15 protein-coding genes are annotated in these 15460 nt (G+C 34.4%); 9 read left to right on the forward strand and 6 right to left on the reverse strand.

Annotation, left to right across the window (positions count from 1 at the left end; genetic code table 11):
• The first annotated feature begins 62 nt into the window (after positions 1-62).
• The 6 genes from H6F32_RS09050 (at position 63) to H6F32_RS09075 (ending at position 7475) form a co-directional block, all read left to right on the forward strand.
• The gene (locus H6F32_RS09050) at positions 63-1199 is read left to right on the forward strand and encodes a cob(I)yrinic acid a,c-diamide adenosyltransferase (RefSeq protein WP_190369003.1); all 1137 of its coding nucleotides are present in this window, start codon (positions 63-65) and stop codon (positions 1197-1199) included.
• A gap of 178 nt (positions 1200-1377) precedes the next feature.
• Positions 1378-2532, forward strand: coding sequence for an FAD-dependent oxidoreductase (locus H6F32_RS09055; RefSeq protein ID WP_190369004.1), 1155 nt, complete (start codon positions 1378-1380; stop codon positions 2530-2532).
• Positions 2533-2599: 67 nt separating this feature from the next.
• Complete coding sequence (locus H6F32_RS09060; protein ID WP_190369005.1) at positions 2600-3220, forward strand: DUF3859 domain-containing protein; 621 nt, start codon at positions 2600-2602, stop codon at positions 3218-3220.
• 8 nt (positions 3221-3228) lie between these two features.
• The gene (locus H6F32_RS09065; protein WP_190369006.1) at positions 3229-4959 is read left to right on the forward strand and encodes an asparagine synthetase B; all 1731 of its coding nucleotides are present in this window, start codon (positions 3229-3231) and stop codon (positions 4957-4959) included.
• Complete coding sequence (locus H6F32_RS09070) at positions 4914-6155, forward strand: decarboxylase (protein ID WP_190369007.1); 1242 nt, start codon at positions 4914-4916, stop codon at positions 6153-6155. Before H6F32_RS09065 ends, H6F32_RS09070 begins: the two co-directional genes overlap by 46 nt.
• A gap of 15 nt (positions 6156-6170) precedes the next feature.
• Entirely contained in the window at positions 6171-7475 is a 1305-nt protein-coding gene (locus tag H6F32_RS09075; protein ID WP_190369008.1) for a hypothetical protein, read from the forward strand.
• Positions 7476-7824: 349 nt separating this feature from the next.
• Here H6F32_RS09075 and H6F32_RS09080 read toward each other — a convergent pair whose 3' ends face one another.
• Positions 7825-8511, reverse strand: a complete 687-nt coding sequence (locus H6F32_RS09080) for a C40 family peptidase (RefSeq protein WP_190369009.1) — start codon at positions 8509-8511, stop codon at positions 7825-7827.
• A 22-nt stretch (positions 8512-8533) separates the two neighbouring features.
• On the opposite strand from H6F32_RS09080, the gene H6F32_RS09085 reads away from it, so the two are divergent.
• Complete coding sequence (locus H6F32_RS09085; protein WP_190369010.1) at positions 8534-9472, forward strand: serine hydrolase; 939 nt, start codon at positions 8534-8536, stop codon at positions 9470-9472.
• 126 nt (positions 9473-9598) lie between these two features.
• Here H6F32_RS09085 and hisA read toward each other — a convergent pair whose 3' ends face one another.
• From hisA to H6F32_RS09100, 3 genes are all read right to left on the reverse strand, one after another.
• Positions 9599-10372 (reverse strand): 1-(5-phosphoribosyl)-5-[(5-phosphoribosylamino)methylideneamino]imidazole-4-carboxamide isomerase, encoded by a 774-nt coding sequence (gene hisA, locus H6F32_RS09090; protein WP_190369011.1) that lies wholly within the window; start codon positions 10370-10372, stop codon positions 9599-9601.
• Positions 10373-10474: 102 nt separating this feature from the next.
• Positions 10475-10774, reverse strand: a complete 300-nt coding sequence (locus H6F32_RS09095; protein ID WP_190369012.1) for a DUF3593 domain-containing protein — start codon at positions 10772-10774, stop codon at positions 10475-10477.
• Positions 10771-11091, reverse strand: coding sequence for a DUF2499 domain-containing protein (locus tag H6F32_RS09100; RefSeq protein WP_190369013.1), 321 nt, complete (start codon positions 11089-11091; stop codon positions 10771-10773). The genes H6F32_RS09095 and H6F32_RS09100 overlap by 4 nt, the downstream gene beginning before the upstream one ends.
• 341 nt (positions 11092-11432) lie before the next feature.
• On the opposite strand from H6F32_RS09100, the gene H6F32_RS09105 reads away from it, so the two are divergent.
• Positions 11433-11654: a hypothetical protein gene (locus tag H6F32_RS09105; protein ID WP_190369014.1), complete on the forward strand. Its 222-nt coding sequence runs from the start codon at positions 11433-11435 to the stop codon at positions 11652-11654.
• Positions 11655-11664: 10 nt separating this feature from the next.
• On the forward strand, positions 11665-12717 hold the full coding sequence (gene csaB / locus H6F32_RS09110; protein WP_242031090.1) for a polysaccharide pyruvyl transferase CsaB: 1053 nt from the start codon (positions 11665-11667) through the stop codon (positions 12715-12717).
• Positions 12718-12982: 265 nt separating this feature from the next.
• Here csaB and H6F32_RS09115 read toward each other — a convergent pair whose 3' ends face one another.
• The gene (locus H6F32_RS09115; RefSeq protein WP_190369015.1) at positions 12983-13906 is read right to left on the reverse strand and encodes an alpha/beta fold hydrolase; all 924 of its coding nucleotides are present in this window, start codon (positions 13904-13906) and stop codon (positions 12983-12985) included.
• Positions 13907-14246: 340 nt separating this feature from the next.
• Positions 14247-15236 (reverse strand): aldo/keto reductase, encoded by a 990-nt coding sequence (locus tag H6F32_RS09120; protein WP_190369016.1) that lies wholly within the window; start codon positions 15234-15236, stop codon positions 14247-14249.
• Between the last annotated feature and the right edge of the window lie 224 nt (positions 15237-15460).

Consider the following 15460-nt stretch of genomic DNA (forward strand, 5'->3'; position numbering starts at 1 on the left):
TAGAAAAGCGATTGATTAGTAATGGATCATATTGGTAGACAATTAAGGAGTTAGTAATTACAATGACAAGAAATGGTATCGGTATTCGTACAGCCCAAGCCCGTTCGGAACGCCTTACTGGTCAAATTCATGTTTATGATGGTATTGGTAAAGGTAAATCACAAGCGGCTTTAGGTGTGGTTTTACGTTCTATTGGTCTAGGTATAAACGCGGAAAATAATTTTCATCGAGTCTTATTATTACGTTTTTTAAAAGGACCAGAGCGAGATTATGATGAAGATGGAGCAATTACAGCGTTACAAAAAGGGTTTCCCCATCTTATTGACCAGGTTCGTACAGGAAGGGCGGAATTTTTCGGACATGATGAAATTACCAGTTTTGATCGTGTGGAAGCTGCTAGGGGTTGGGATGTGGCTAAAGGAGCGATCGCTTCTGATTTATATTCTGTGGTAGTGTTGGATGAAATTAACCCGGTGTTAGATTTGGGGTTATTATCTGTGGCAGAAGTGGTTAAAACTCTGCAAAATAAACCCCAAGAATTAGAAATTATTTGTACAGGACGCGCTGCACCACAACAACTATTAGATATTGCGGATCTGCATTCAGAGATGAAACCGTTACATCATCCTACAGCAGATGAGTTGTTAATTGAAGGTATAGAAATTTATACAGGTGCAGGTAAAGGTAAATCTACTAGTGCTTTGGGAAAAGCATTACAGGCAATAGGTCGAGGTATTAATCACCCTGGATCTACCCGTGTATTAATTATGCAGTGGTTAAAAGGTGGTAGTGGATATACTGAGGATGCAGCGATCGCCGCTTTACAACAATCCTATCCTGAAGTAGTAGATCATCAACGTTGTGGGCGTGATGCTATTGTTTGGCGTAATTCTAGACAAGATTTAGACTATTTAGAAGCTCAAAGAGGTTGGGAAATTGCCAAAACAGCGATCGCTTCTGGAGTGTATAAAACTATTATTCTGGATGAACTTAACCCTACAGTTGATTTAGAATTATTACCTGTTGATCCCATTGTACAAGCATTACTACGGAAACCAAGAGACACAGAAATTGTTATTACTGGGCGCTGTCAACATCAACCAGCTTATTTTGATTTAGCTAGTGTTCATTCGGAGGTATATTGTCATAAACATTACGCAAATCAAGGAGTAGAATTGAAGCGGGGCGTTGATTTTTAGAAATATTCAGATTCAGATCCCGGACTTCTTCAAGAAGTCCGGGATCTAGTTTTTATTAATCGCCATTTTTATAAAGAGGAGAAACACCCACAGATACAAACCAATCTGGTCTTTTATACCATCTGGGATGATGAGGATCATAATATAAATTCATATTTTAAAACAACCTCTGAAAAATATGTTTAATGTTACAAAAAAGATAGTGTTTATTGGTGGTGGACACACTCATTCCATTGTATTAAATCTTTTAGGTAAATGTCCACTGTCAAAGGTAAGATTGATTTTAATTACTCCAGATATATATACTCCTTATTCAGGTATGTTACCCGGACATATTGCTGGTTTTTATAGTTATTCTCAGTGCCATATTAATTTACAATATTTAAGCAATTTTGCTGGTTCTGAGTTGTATCTTGATTCTGTGGTAGGTTTGGATTTAAAAAATAATTATGTGCTTTGTGCTAATAAAGAACCTGTAAGTTTTGATGTTCTTTCTATTGATATTGGTAGTGTTCCTCAACAATTATCTGTATTGGTTGGTTCCGAATATACTATTGGTGTAAAACCTGTGAGTCGTTTTTTAAAATGTTGGTATAATTTACAAGAAAATATCTGGAATAATTCTGGTAAGTCTTTTAGTATCGCTGTGGTTGGTGGTGGTGCTGGCGGTGTGGAATTGGTATTATCCATGATCAGAGGTTTACAAGGAGAAAGTTGTTTAAAATTGCCAAATGTGGAGTTTCATTTATTTCACAGTGGTATAAGTTTAATGCCAAATTACTATTATTTGGTTGGTGAATTTATACAGGATCTTCTCCTCAGTAAAGGTGTGAATTTACATCTAAAGGAAAGGGTATGTGAGGTAATAAAAATTATAGATGATAGGTTAAATGTTAAATGTGAATCTGGTTTGATCCTAAGTTGTGATTATGTGTTTTTGGTAACTCAACCATCAGCAGCAAGTTGGGTTAAAGATTCGGGAATTGCTACGAATGATGATGGTTTTATTTTGGTAAACAATGCTTTACAATCAGTCTCTCATCACCATATTTTCGCTGCGGGTGATATTGCTACTATGATTAATTATAATTTACCGAAATCAGGTGTATTTGCGGTACGTCAAAGTAAAACTTTATATGATAATTTACGCAGAATAATGGATGATCAACCTTTAAAATCTTATAAACCACAAAGTAGTTATTTGAGTTTAATCGGTACAGGAGATGGTAAGGCCATAGCTACTAAAGGTAATTTCACTTTGCCTCCTCATAAGTTATTATGGTGTTGGAAAGATTTTATTGATCGTCGTTTTATGGAACAATTTCCACAGTAAGGTTATTGACTTATTTAAGAAGTCGAGAATTGCAATTTTATGAAAACATTAACAGAGGTTTACAAATATGAATCAACGATTAAATGAGGAAGAACTAAATCAAATTATTTATGAGGTTCAATCTTTACAATTACGTCAAGAATCAGAATTGAATAAACAGCAGGTTCAACAAATTTTACAAGAGTTAAATTTGCCTCCTGAATTATTAGATGAAGCGTTAATTCAATTACGTCGTCGTCAAGCATTACAAGTTGAAAAAAGTCGCAATAAGTTAATTATTGCTAGTATGGTTGCTGGTGTAATTATTTCTTTAGGAGGATGGTTATTTGTCTCTCAAAAAGAAAGTTCTTTATTAGCTAATGTTAGTTCTCAAGCTGATAGAATTACTTTATCTTCCAATAATAGTAATATCACCAATATTTCTCGTCAATCTAATTCAGAAGTTTTCTATCGTGTGACTTTAAAAGATGCACCCATAGGTAAAAAGTTGTCTCTTTCTTGTAATTGGATTGATCCTACTGGTACTATTGTCAAACAAAATAAATACATAACTAAAGAAGTCGCAACTTCTATATTCGATACTCATTGTCGTTATACTATTAATCCTAGTGCTAAAGTTGGTAATTGGCAAGTACAAATGTTACTTGATGGTCGAAAAATTAGCGATGAAATTTTTAGTGTTGAGTAGTTTTTGATATGTCTGTTTATCATTTTATCGGTTATTGGGGTGATGGTTGTGAAGATATTTTGCAGAAAATTATCACGCAAAGTCGCAAAGTCGCAAAGGTAGAAAGTGGTTCTTGTAATGTTCTTTATGTTGGTTGTGAATGTTTACCAATTTTAGCTAAAAATACATCTACAAATATTATTGGTGGTATTTCTGCTGGAGGATTTTCTGGTGATCCTGATGTTTGGATAAAGCTAAGAGAAAATAAGTTGATTTTAGGAAGGGAAATTTTTGGTAAAGTTCCTTTATTTTGGATGAAAGTAGATCAGGTAATTTGGTTTTCTTCTCAATTACAATTGCTTTTACAAGTGATGGAAAAACCCGAAGTTAGTATTTCTGGTTTATATGGTTATAGTTGTTTTTCTTATGTTCCTACTCCTTTAACTGCCGTTAATCAGATTTTCTCTGTACCTGCGGGAGTTGAAATGATCTGGGATAATATTAATAATTATAAGTTACATTATCTTGATCAATGGTATGAGTCTCAGGAACAAGTTAAAGATGAAAAAGTCGCTGTTTCTCAATTACAAACTTTACTCAAAGATGCTGTTGAAAAACAAATTTCTGATATTAATAATGAACCAGTGGGAGTTTTCCTTTCTGGAGGTTTAGATTCTTCTATTGTTGCTGCTTTGTTAGTAAAAGCTGGTGTAAAAGTTCGTGCTTATAGTTTAGATTTTGGTAAGTTTGGTATTTCTGAGTTTTCTTATGCAGAAAAAGTGGCAAATTTTTTAAATATTCCTCTTGTAAAAGTTGATGCAAGTCCTGATAAAATAAAAAAGTATTTAGTTCCTACTGTTCAAGCATTAGATTTACCTTTTGGTGATGGTGTTACTGTTCCTTTGTATCTTCTTAATAAAGCTGCTTCTCAAGAAACAAATATCATTTTTAATGGTGAAGGTGGTGATCAATTATTTGCAGGTTGGACTAATAAACCTTTAATTGCTGCTGGTATTTATCAATCACAAAATCCTCAAAAACAAGAGGGTTTTATGCAACAATATCTCCGTACTTTTCACCGTTTATGGGGCTATGAAAATAGGGTTTATCTACCACAAATATATGCACAGATTCAAGGTTTAAATGCTGAAGAATGGCTCGTTAATGCATTGGATATCAGTTTTGCTTCTTCATTATTACATCGTCTGAGAAGGGCAAATTTAATGTTAAAAGGATCACAAAACATTCATCCTCGTGCGTCTGCTTTGGGTTTTGTTCATGGGTTAAATGTGCGATCGCTCTTTTGTGATTTAAACTTAGCAAAATGGACTTTTCAACTATCAGGAGAACTCTATTTACAAGGTGCTTGTGAAAAGTATATCCTTAAACGTGCAGTGCAAGATTTATTACCATCCGATATTGTTTGGAGACAAAAACGCGGTATGGGTGTTCCTTTAACCTCGTGGTGTTTTCATGATTTATGGCATAATATCGGTAATTGGTTAAATCCGGGTATAATCGCAGCAGAAAATATTTTTTACCCTGATATTGCTACACAAATCATTACGGGACAATTAGGAGGTAATATTCAAGGAAGACGCATTGGTGAGATACTTTGGTTACTGATTATGTGGGAACTTTGGTATAATCACGTTTTTGGAAGAAAAGTAGGTAAAATCTCTTTTAATCATTCTTTTGTACTCCCTAGTTGGTTATGGAAACAATACAAAAAAATCCAGCAACAATTCCCAGTTTATTAACTCCTTTTTCTTTAGAAGTTGCTGAGGAGTTATTACAAGTTTACGGTTTTCCTCTCTATGTTTATGATAGTAATATTCTGAAAAACACTATTTCTCATATTACTAATTCTATTAATTATCCTAGAACTAAATTTTACTTTGCCAGTGTCACTAATGGTAATATCTCATTATTGAAATTCTTTAAAGATGCTGGTTGGGGACTTCATGCTAATACCCCAGGTGATGTTTTTTTAGGTTTAAAATCAGGGTTTTATCCTAGTGAAATTGTTTATAGTGGTAGTAACTTAAATCAAGAGGATATTTCACAACTTTTAGATTGGGGTATTACTACGTTTAATCTGGATAGTATTAGTCAGTTACAGTTATTTTCTCAGGTTTTGTTATCTCACCCACAGACGCAGAGTCACAGAGAGAATTTAGGAGAAAATTTAAGAATCGGGTTACGTTTGAATGTTTCTCAAGATAGTCGTATAGGGGTTAGTATAAAGGATTTTCAGGAAGCAATAGATATTGCTAGTTTAGCAGGTTTGAAAATTACAGGTTTACATTTTTATCGCGGTACGGGAACTAATGCGACGGCCGCTTTTACTAATGTTATTGATCAGGTAATATCCATAGCAGAAAATTTACCACATTGGCAATATTTAGATTTTGGTGGTGGTTTTGGTTATCCATATCATCGTGATCAAATATCTTTTAATTGGCATATTTTTGGAGATGAATTAACCGCAAGACTGAATAAATTACCAATAAATGTAGATTTAATTATTGAACCTGGACGTGCTGCTGTTGCTGGTTGTGGTACTCTTTTAGTACAGGTTGTATCTATAAAATGGCAAGGTGATAAACAAATTGTCGGAGTTAATTCTACTGTTGCAAATATTTCTGTTCCTGCTGTACATGGAGGTTATCGAGAAGTTGTCACTTGGAAAAATTCCACATCGGAAACATACCTCACGGATGTTTGTGGAAATACTACTTATTCCAGAGATTATTTAGCTAAAAATTACCAACTTCCTGCTTTACAAATTGGTGATATTATTGCTATTTTAGATGTTGGTGCTTATGGTTATGCTATGTCTTCTCATTTTCTACATCGTCCTAAACCTGCGGAAATACTCCTAGAAAATGGTTCACATCGCTTAATTAGAAAACGTGAAAATTACAATGTTTTACTTAACAATCAGATTGTATAATATCAGGATAAAATTATGAAATGTATTAATTGTGGAACTGACAACAATTTAAAAGACAGAAGGGGAAATCAAGGAAGATGTAAACAGTGTAATCATCGTTTTGCTTTTGAACCCACAGCTATGGGAAATGTGAAGGTTACAGATCCTATGTTTGCTAAAATATTAGCTGATATTTCCGCTAATAATACTTTATATTTTACACCTAAACAACTTCTATATTTTCTGGATAATCGTATCCGACGTAAAGCATCTTCAGTCGTTGGAAATATCTTTTCATATATATTTTTGAATGTTTGGGTAACGGTTTTTTTTGGAGGATTTACTCGTGGATTTTTACCTAATTCTTTTCTAATTTGTAATTTAATTTATCAGGTAATCACAATTATTGGTTTATATCAACAAACTAAATCTCCTCAACTAAATTATGCAGGACGTAAAGCTAGTGCAAAATCTTTGAAAATTGTTGGTATTCTGATTTTATCAGTGGGAACTTTGATTACTTTTCTACTAAAATCTCCACCAATTATGATTGCTGTAATAATTTTAGGAGGTTCAGCACTACTTCTCAGTCAGCAAAAATTTGCTCCTGCTACAAGTATTCAAGATTTTATAATTTCTCAATCATCTTTAAAAAGTTGGTTAACAAGATGGCAAGACATTAATGGTACAATTGATAAAGTTCTTCCTTCTGTACAACAGGTTATTTCAGAAAGTAATTCAATATCTATTAATCCTGAAGTTACAGCTTATAGTTTTGATAGATTGGTAGTGTGTGATAGTGCTAATATTGCACAATTATTAATTGCTAATAATTTCCATTTTGAAAATAACTGTGCAATTTTGAGTATTACTGGTTATCCTCAAAGTATTTTTACAACAACTATGGAAATGGTGAGACGTAACCCAGATTTACAAGTCTTTGCTTTACATGATTGTAGTGCTAAAGGTGTTAGTTTAGTCCATCATCTTCGTAGTAGTGAAAATTGGTTTTTTAATAGCAATGTGAAAATTATTGATGTAGGTTTATTACCTCGTCAAATTCTAGCTAATAAACGGGGAATGTTTATTCAAAATAATACTGCTTTATGCCAAAAATCTCAAGATTTACCCATAGAAGTTCGCCAAAATTTGTCTAAGGAAGAGTTAAAATGGTTAGATGCTGGAAATTTTGTGGAATTAGAGTCTTTTACCCCGCAAATGTTAATTAAAGTCCTCAGAAATGGTATTTCTGGTAGTCTTAATTTAGCAAGTGATGATAGTAGTATGATTTTTATTGGTGATTCTAGTAGTGATATTTATGTTGTGGAAAGTTTTGGTTAATGTGTTAATGTAGTGCAAGCATCTTGCTTGCATCCTTAATTATTCAATTGCTTAATTACTCTAGGACTTACGCAAGTGTCACACTAAAAAATCTGTTGAGTGGGTGCGTCAGATATCAACAATTTGGTGATTTATATCATGTCCGCCCAATCACTTACGATATAGTTCATCATTGTATTGCCTTTTCCCAATTACCAATTACCCATTACCAGCCTCAACAGATATGATAAGTGTTCAACCGGACATGATATTACATGATTTACACTGTCTGACGTGGTTGGTGAGCTTGTCGAACCACACCCTACCAATGTACCAGTTGCGTAAGTCCTGTGTTCAATTGCTGAATTATTCAATTGTCAATTTCTTCAGGAATGTAATTCTTAATCACTCTACCCGCACCTCGCAATTGTTTATAATAATTTTGACTAATTTGATCTCCATCAGCAGAAAGTTGATCTATTCCTATGCCATTTCTACCCTGATCTTTTCCTGAACTATGAATATAAAAATTATTACCTAAATATAATCCCACATGGGTGGCTTTTTCAGGAGTACCAAAAAAAATTAAATCTCCTGGTTGTATTTCATTAATATCTATAGGTTGAGTAAATCCTTCCTGTTGATAAGCGTCTCTAGGTATCCAAATATTTACAGAAATAAATGCAGCTTGCATTAATCCAGAACAATCATAATTAGGTGCTACTGTGCCTCCCCAAAGATAATAATTTGGCTGTTGTTTTGCTTTTTGGATAAATTTAATTACTTCTGGTATTTTTGCTTGTACTTCTGCTGTGGTAAATGTCTGTGGTTTATAAGCTGATTTAGCTTGTGTAATTAGGTGTAAATCATTGATAGATAACCATCCTGGATAGTTGTCTTCTCTGAGATAGATTTTAATGGCGCTATTTTCATGGTTTGATGTCATTTGTAAGTATCTTCCTCTAGCGGCTTGGGTAGCTAAACGGTTACACTGAGGAGAATCATATAGGTTTAAATTGGCTAAACATTGATAGATGGTAGTTTTACTGTGAGTCATTTTTTTAAGGATGTTGATAGAAATGGTATTTTTTAAGGAAGATCAAGAATTGGCAAGTATCGGTAATGATATTTTACAAATTACTTGGCGAGAATTTCCTAGTTTGACAGATACCCAAATTGCGCTCACGTGGGTTGTTTATGATCCACCTGTGCCTGTTAATACTGGTGGTGCTTTAACTCCTAATGCGTTTTGGGATCATGGGGTACGGGGTTTTAGTTATCGTGGAAGTGAGAGAATTTACCCTGCTAGTGTGGTGAAGTTATTCTATTTGGTAGCTGCACAGGAATGGTTAGAAAAGGGGATGAGTTCTGGTTCTGAGGAGTTGGATCGGGCTTTACATGATATGATTGTGGATTCTAGTAATGATGCTACTAGTTTAGTGGTGGATATTTTGACGGGTACAACTTCTGGACCTGAGTTAACCGCAGGACCTTTTGAAACTTGGAAGTATCAACGTCAAATTATTAATCGTTATTATCAGTCTTTGGGATGGAATGAGTTACAGGAAATTAATGTTTGTCAGAAAACTTGGGGAGATGGTCCTTATGGCCGGGAAAGACGGTTTTATGGTGATATGTTTGAAAATCGTAATATGTTAACTACTGATGCTACTGCGCGGTTGTTACATAGTATTGTGGGTGGTATTGCGGTTTCTAGTGAGCGATCGCAAGCCATGATGGAACTACTCAAACGTAGTCTCAAAGGCGTTGATTTGCCCCAGGATGGCGAGGAAAATCAACTTACAGGGTTTTTTGGTGGTGGACTGCCAGATACGGCACAAATATGGTCTAAGGCAGGCTGGACAAGTTCAGTACGTCATGATGCGGCTTATATTGAGTTAGTGGATCAACGTCCTTATCTGTTGGTAGTTTTTACAGAGGGTAAGAAGCAAGCGGGAAATAAAGAAATTTTACCTTTTATATCTCGTTTATTTGCAAATGCGATTAGTAAGTTGTAGAAATTGATAATTGATAATTAATCTTAGAGGATGTTTGTAGAGGCGAATATAATTCGCTTTTTACAACATCCTCTCAGATATTCAGATATCCTAATTTAGAAAATAGAAGTCGGGGATCTGATTACATTAAGCAATATTAGAAGTACCAAAGTCTGCTGGTATATCTTGCAGTCTTCCAGGTCCGATCGCTTGCAATGCTTCTTTCAAAATAATATCATTGGTATATAATGCTTTACCAATTATTACCCCTTCAACTCCTTGGGGTTCTAATGCTAATAAACTCAATAAGTCGGTTACAGAACTTACTCCTCCAGATGCTATCACGGGTATGGAAATTGTGGCGGCCAGTTCTCGCAGTGCCTCTAAATTTGGTCCTTGTAATGTGCCATCTCTATTAATATCAGTGTAAATAATGGCGGCTGCACCTAATTCTTGCATTTGTACTGCTAATTGTGTGGCTAATACTGTGGAAGTTTCTAACCATCCTCTAGTAGCAACTTGTCCATTTCTGGCATCTATTCCTACTATAATTTTTTGGGGGAATTGTTGACAAAGTTCCTGGACTAATTCTGGTTTTTCTACAGCAACAGTTCCTAAAATTGCCCATTCTATGCCGATATTAAATAATTGTATAACACTAAAGCGATCGCGTAATCCTCCTCCCACTTCTATAGGAATAGAAAGTTCATTTCTAATAGCTTCTATGGCGGCTAAATTAACTATTTTACCAGCTTTCGCGCCATCTAAATCAACTAAATGTAATCTAGTTGCCCCTTGATCTTCCCACATTTTGGCAACTTCTACAGGGTTTTCTCCAAAGACTTGAGATTGTGCATAATCGCCTTTGTATAATCTAACACAGCGACCATCTAATAAATCAATTGCGGGGATAACATCCATATTATTTGTTAATTCCTAAATTACTAAAGTAGTTGTTAGTTGAATGAGAATTTATGGTCATCATAAAACTCTAATAAAATGTGAGAACAAAAGATGTTAAAACTATTCTTTGTTCCCTGCTTCCAATTTGGCAATAGCTTCACGAAAACCTAAGACTATTAAAATATTAGTTAAGGTTAAAAATACTTCCGCACTACCATGTAACCAGTCTATATTAGCTAATTGTTCTCCATATTGCAATTTGGCATAAATTCCGGCGGGAATTGTCACAGCAACAAATACTAAAGTACCATAAAATCCATACAGAGCTAATTTAGGCATTTGTTGACTACGGGTAATGAACCACAAAAAGCCTAGATAGGGAAATAATGATAGGGCAAATAATGTTTCTTTGGAGATCATTTTTCGATTTTGGTAGAATTTACAGATTGTGCATTTTGCCAAATCCAAATAGCAGCCGCCCATAATGTAAAATTACCAATTAATGTCATGGTAGCTTGTAGGGTGACTAACCATTGTAATGATTCGCTATTATCAAAATAATGCCATGTACAGGCGCACATAGCACTAATTAAGGCTGGTAACATGGCGAAGGATAAACCCCACCAAGTGCGGTTATTTGTCAGTTCTCCATAGCGCCAAATTAGCCAAATGGCTACTATCCATTCGATGACGCTGGAAACGTGAATTATCCAGGTAGGAATTGAAAGTGCGTGCATAATTGTTGATTAGGGGTTGAGCTATTGGTATTAATTATAATATTATAATATCCCAAAATGAGTATGATATTAGGGTTTTTAAAATAGGTGATGTCTGTGGGAAGCGATCGCATTTGATGATCAATCTGAGAAAATTTCTAAAAATTGGGTAGCTGTCATAATATTAAAATAATATTAACTCCTGTAATGATATGAGTTGCATTACCATTTCCTAGGCAGCGCTTCGCGATCGCTTATTGACACAAAAAAAGCGATCGCACTAATTTAGATGAAAGCTCACTCCTCACTCTCTACTCATGATATAATCAAACTATCCCATAACATTTTAAAATTGCATATTTATGCAAATTATCACCCTTGAAGTCAGCCATGAAATTGCCGAAGCATATCAATTTACTCCCTTAGAAGAACGTCAACAAATTCAACAAATTGTTAGCCTATTACTGAAAAAAGAAAATGACATTGATTTTCTCAGAAAAATCATGGATGAAATCAGCGATAGAGCATCTGCTAGAGGCTTAACACCAGAAATTTTAGATGAATTTTTAAATCTAATACTGTAGTTAATAAACAATGGAACAAACATCTATGAAAAAACGAGTTATATTATCTGGATATTATGGGCTAGGTAACGGTGGAGATGAGGCTTTATTAGCCACACTTTTACAAATGTTACCATCTCATGTTACCCCTGTGGTACTATCAGGAAATCCTCAAGAAACTGCTTTACGTTATGGTGTGGAAACTTATCAAAGAAAGAACTTTTCCCAAGTAATAAAAGCCCTACATTCCTGTGATGTTTTTATTTGGGGAGGTGGTAGTTTAATCCAAGATGTTACTAGTTTAATCAGTCCTTTTTACTACGGTGGTTTAATGATTTTAGCCCGAATAATGGGGTTAAAAACCATTGCTTGGGGTCAAGGAATTGGACCTTTAAAATATTTGCCCACTCAATTATTAGCCAGGACAAATTTTGCTAGTTGTGCTAAGGTTAGTGTGCGCGATCGCTCCAGTTCTAGTTTATTATCTAATTGGCATATACCCCATATTTTAGCACCAGATCCAGTGTGGGCTTTAGCTTCCCAACCAGTAGCAGAATTAGCTAATTTACCCAAACCTAGAATAGCAGTAACTTTAAGAAGTCATCCTCAACTAACACCGGATATTTTAGCAAATTTAACTCACGCTTTACGCAATTTACAAACAGCCACTCAAGCATTTCTTCTATTATTGCCATTTCAAAAAAGTCATGATTTAGAAATTGCTGAAACCATTAAATCACAACTTAATGATCACAGTCAAATTATTTGTTTAGAAGATCCTCAATTATTAAAAGGTGCATTTCGTCATGTAAATATGGTCATAGGAATGAGATTACATAGTTTAATTATGGCTGCTAGTGAAGGTTGTCGTTGTTTTGCCATTAGTTATGACCCAAAAATTAATCGTTTAATGGAAGATTTACACATACCTGGATGGGATTTAATTGATATTCCTCAAGATGTTAATATCATTAGTCAAACATGGATTGAATATTATCAAAAAGGTGAAATTTTATCACATCAAAAAATTCAAACTTTGGTAAATGATGCTTTTTTGCATCAACAATTATTAGAGGATATTTGAAAAATTATCGGCCAATATAATTCGCTACTAAACAAACAAAGTCCACCTTCGTGGACTAACACAAAATTAAGGTTTTAAACCCAACGTAGTTGGGTTTAGCCTGTGTAAAAGCGTTTTTTAACCGTTTAGATACGTATGAATTTAGATTTTTAAAACACCCTCTTACGCAAGTGTCACACTAAAAAATCTGTTGTAGGGTGCGTCAGATATCAACAGTTTGGTTATTTACATGATTTATACTGTCTGACGCACCCCTATTACCTTATTAGTTGATGTAATTTGTCAGTACCCAATTGCGTAAATAGGAGTTTACTTGTTCTGGAACTTCATCATGAGGACAATGACCAGCATTGATAAAATATTCTGTTAATTGTGGATAATATTCATGGAATTTTTTCGATCTTTCTTGTGCTTGCATCCAAGGATCTCCTTGTCCCCAAAGTAATAATAATGGACAATTTATTTTTGATAATAAAACATCAACTGTGTCTCCTTTTGGACTGCTAAAAACGGAAACAAATACATCCAATGCCCCTGTATCAAATGCTGGACGTTGTATATCATCTACTAGTTGTTCCGTGACAGAACTTTGATCTAAATAAACCTTCTTTAAGGTACGTCGAATTACCCATTTTTGTCGTGTATATTGAAATATTAAAGATTGGATAATTCTTTGTTTAAATAACCATGTTATACTTTGATTTTGCAGCTTTTTCCAAATATTTTGATCTGGTTTTATTTGACCATCTGTATTTTTATTCTCTGTAGAGGAAAATCTTCCTGCACTGTTGAGTAATACGATACCTGCTACATTTTCAGGATATTCTGCTGCTGTGCATAAACAAGCATAACCACCAAGGGAATTACCCGCTAATACTGTTCTTTGGCCAATTACTTCTTTAATAAAATCATGTAATTGTTCACGCCAAATATTACCACCATACTCTAATTTAGGTTTCCCAGAGCGCCCAAATCCTAATAAGTCAATAGCAAATACTTGAAAGTCTTGAGATAATTCGCTAATATTTTTACGCCAATGATCTGTGGACGCACCAAAACCATGTACTAGTAATAGTGAGGGTTTGTGCTGTGCGAATGATCCAGCTTGTACATAATATACTTTATGTCCTCGCCATTGCCAATATTGTCCAGGTATGTGATTTGTAGTGCTTGTTATGGTTGTTTGCATATAAATTAAGAAATGTTAAGCAACTTTTTAGTATTGTAATACTTCTAGGATGATAGATTTTCTGTTTTTTATCAGAAAACATGACAAGTGCGATTGGTTGTTAGCTAAATCATAGTAAACAGACCGTACATAAGCTAACCAACCCACCCTGAAAACAGGAAAAGGTTGAACTCTCGGTCGGATATCAGCTATTTCCTAGCTAACAATTTTATAAACAAAACTATACACACATAGACAAACCCTTACTAAAATTACTGTAGTGCAAGCATCTTGCTTGCATCTATTATCCAAATTAAAAGCACAACAGCTTATCTCTAAAAACTGCCTAATATTAGCATATTTACCGTGTCTGAAAAATATTCTGCACCATTTTCTTCTCAGACTTAGCCGCAAAACTATCTAATTCTGCCACCTCTCCATCACTTAAAAGCCAACCTAAAGCCCCCATATTTTGCTTTGCTTGTTCCACATTCTTAGCCCCAGGAATGGGAATTGTCCCTTTAGAAATACACCAATTAATGGCAACTTGAGATATGGTTTTATTTCTCCTATTGGCTATTTCTTGTAAACAGCCTAAAAGTGGTTTAATTCCTGGTAATATTTGTTTGAATAAAAACCCGCGTACCCCTTTAGGTAAACTGCCATTTTCCGAAAATTTACCTGTCAATAAACCCAATGCTAAAGGACTATAAGCAATGAGTTTAATTCCTAAATCATCACACACTGATTTTAACCCTAATTCTGTCACTGGATAGGTAGATAAAAGTGAATATTGTACCTGTAAAGTTTTAATAGGAATACCTCTTTCCTGAAATCTTTTATGTGCCCATAATAATCTTTTTGTACCATAATTAGATAATCCTACACCTGTAACTAAACCCTGTTCATATAAGTCTCCTAAACCATCTAATAACCCTATTTCTTGCCAAGGTGCATAATTGGCAGTTGACCAGTGGATTTGCACTAAATCCACATTTTTTCCTAATCTTTTAGCAGAAGCATTACAAGCGGAAATAATTGATTTTCTTGTCCATCTCCAAGGATAAGCTGCTAATTTTGTAGCTATACAAATATTATGTTTATTATCTTGATTTAATGCTTGATATTCTCTGGTAAACTTTCCTAAAAGTAGTTCACTTTGGCCATTTAATTTTCCTGTACCATAGGAATCTCCTGTATCAAATAAGGTAACGCCATTATTCACACAAAGATTAAATACTTCTTGTAGTTGGTGATCCATACTTTGATTATATCCCCAAAGTAATTGGTTTCCCCAAGCCCATGTTCCGCATCCCATTGTCCCTAAAGATAGCGATTTTTTGGTTGTCATAGTTTGATTTAACTTTTATAGAGTAAAATGTTACAAAATTCCAGCTTTTACATAATTATCAGAAAATATAGAAGTAGTTTATATCTAACTCTGACAATTCTCCTTTATTAAATGATTTAATCACACAATTGGCTATTCACCTCCATTAAACTTTGAATGATAGCGATTATTTTACTCCACCACAGGAGCGATGATATCAATCTAACTTTCATGATCAAAAACAC

The organism is Anabaena sp. FACHB-1237, assembly GCF_014696225.1.
Classification (GTDB): Bacteria; Cyanobacteriota; Cyanobacteriia; order Cyanobacteriales; family Nostocaceae; genus FACHB-1237.

Coding starts and splice junctions, on each gene's coding strand:
- H6F32_RS09050 (WP_190369003.1), top strand. CDS start 63: ATGACAAGAAATGGTATCGGTATTCGTACAGCCCAAGCCCGTTCGGAA.
- H6F32_RS09055 (WP_190369004.1), top strand. CDS start 1,378: ATGTTTAATGTTACAAAAAAGATAGTGTTTATTGGTGGTGGACACACT.
- H6F32_RS09060 (WP_190369005.1), top strand. CDS start 2,600: ATGAATCAACGATTAAATGAGGAAGAACTAAATCAAATTATTTATGAG.
- H6F32_RS09065 (WP_190369006.1), top strand. CDS start 3,229: ATGTCTGTTTATCATTTTATCGGTTATTGGGGTGATGGTTGTGAAGAT.
- H6F32_RS09070 (WP_190369007.1), top strand. CDS start 4,914: ATGGAAACAATACAAAAAAATCCAGCAACAATTCCCAGTTTATTAACT.
- H6F32_RS09075 (WP_190369008.1), top strand. CDS start 6,171: ATGAAATGTATTAATTGTGGAACTGACAACAATTTAAAAGACAGAAGG.
- H6F32_RS09080 (WP_190369009.1), bottom strand. CDS start 8,511: ATGACTCACAGTAAAACTACCATCTATCAATGTTTAGCCAATTTAAAC.
- H6F32_RS09085 (WP_190369010.1), top strand. CDS start 8,534: ATGGTATTTTTTAAGGAAGATCAAGAATTGGCAAGTATCGGTAATGAT.
- hisA (WP_190369011.1), bottom strand. CDS start 10,372: ATGGATGTTATCCCCGCAATTGATTTATTAGATGGTCGCTGTGTTAGA.
- H6F32_RS09095 (WP_190369012.1), bottom strand. CDS start 10,774: ATGATCTCCAAAGAAACATTATTTGCCCTATCATTATTTCCCTATCTA.
- H6F32_RS09100 (WP_190369013.1), bottom strand. CDS start 11,091: ATGCACGCACTTTCAATTCCTACCTGGATAATTCACGTTTCCAGCGTC.
- H6F32_RS09105 (WP_190369014.1), top strand. CDS start 11,433: ATGCAAATTATCACCCTTGAAGTCAGCCATGAAATTGCCGAAGCATAT.
- csaB (WP_242031090.1), top strand. CDS start 11,665: ATGGAACAAACATCTATGAAAAAACGAGTTATATTATCTGGATATTAT.
- H6F32_RS09115 (WP_190369015.1), bottom strand. CDS start 13,906: ATGCAAACAACCATAACAAGCACTACAAATCACATACCTGGACAATAT.
- H6F32_RS09120 (WP_190369016.1), bottom strand. CDS start 15,236: ATGACAACCAAAAAATCGCTATCTTTAGGGACAATGGGATGCGGAACA.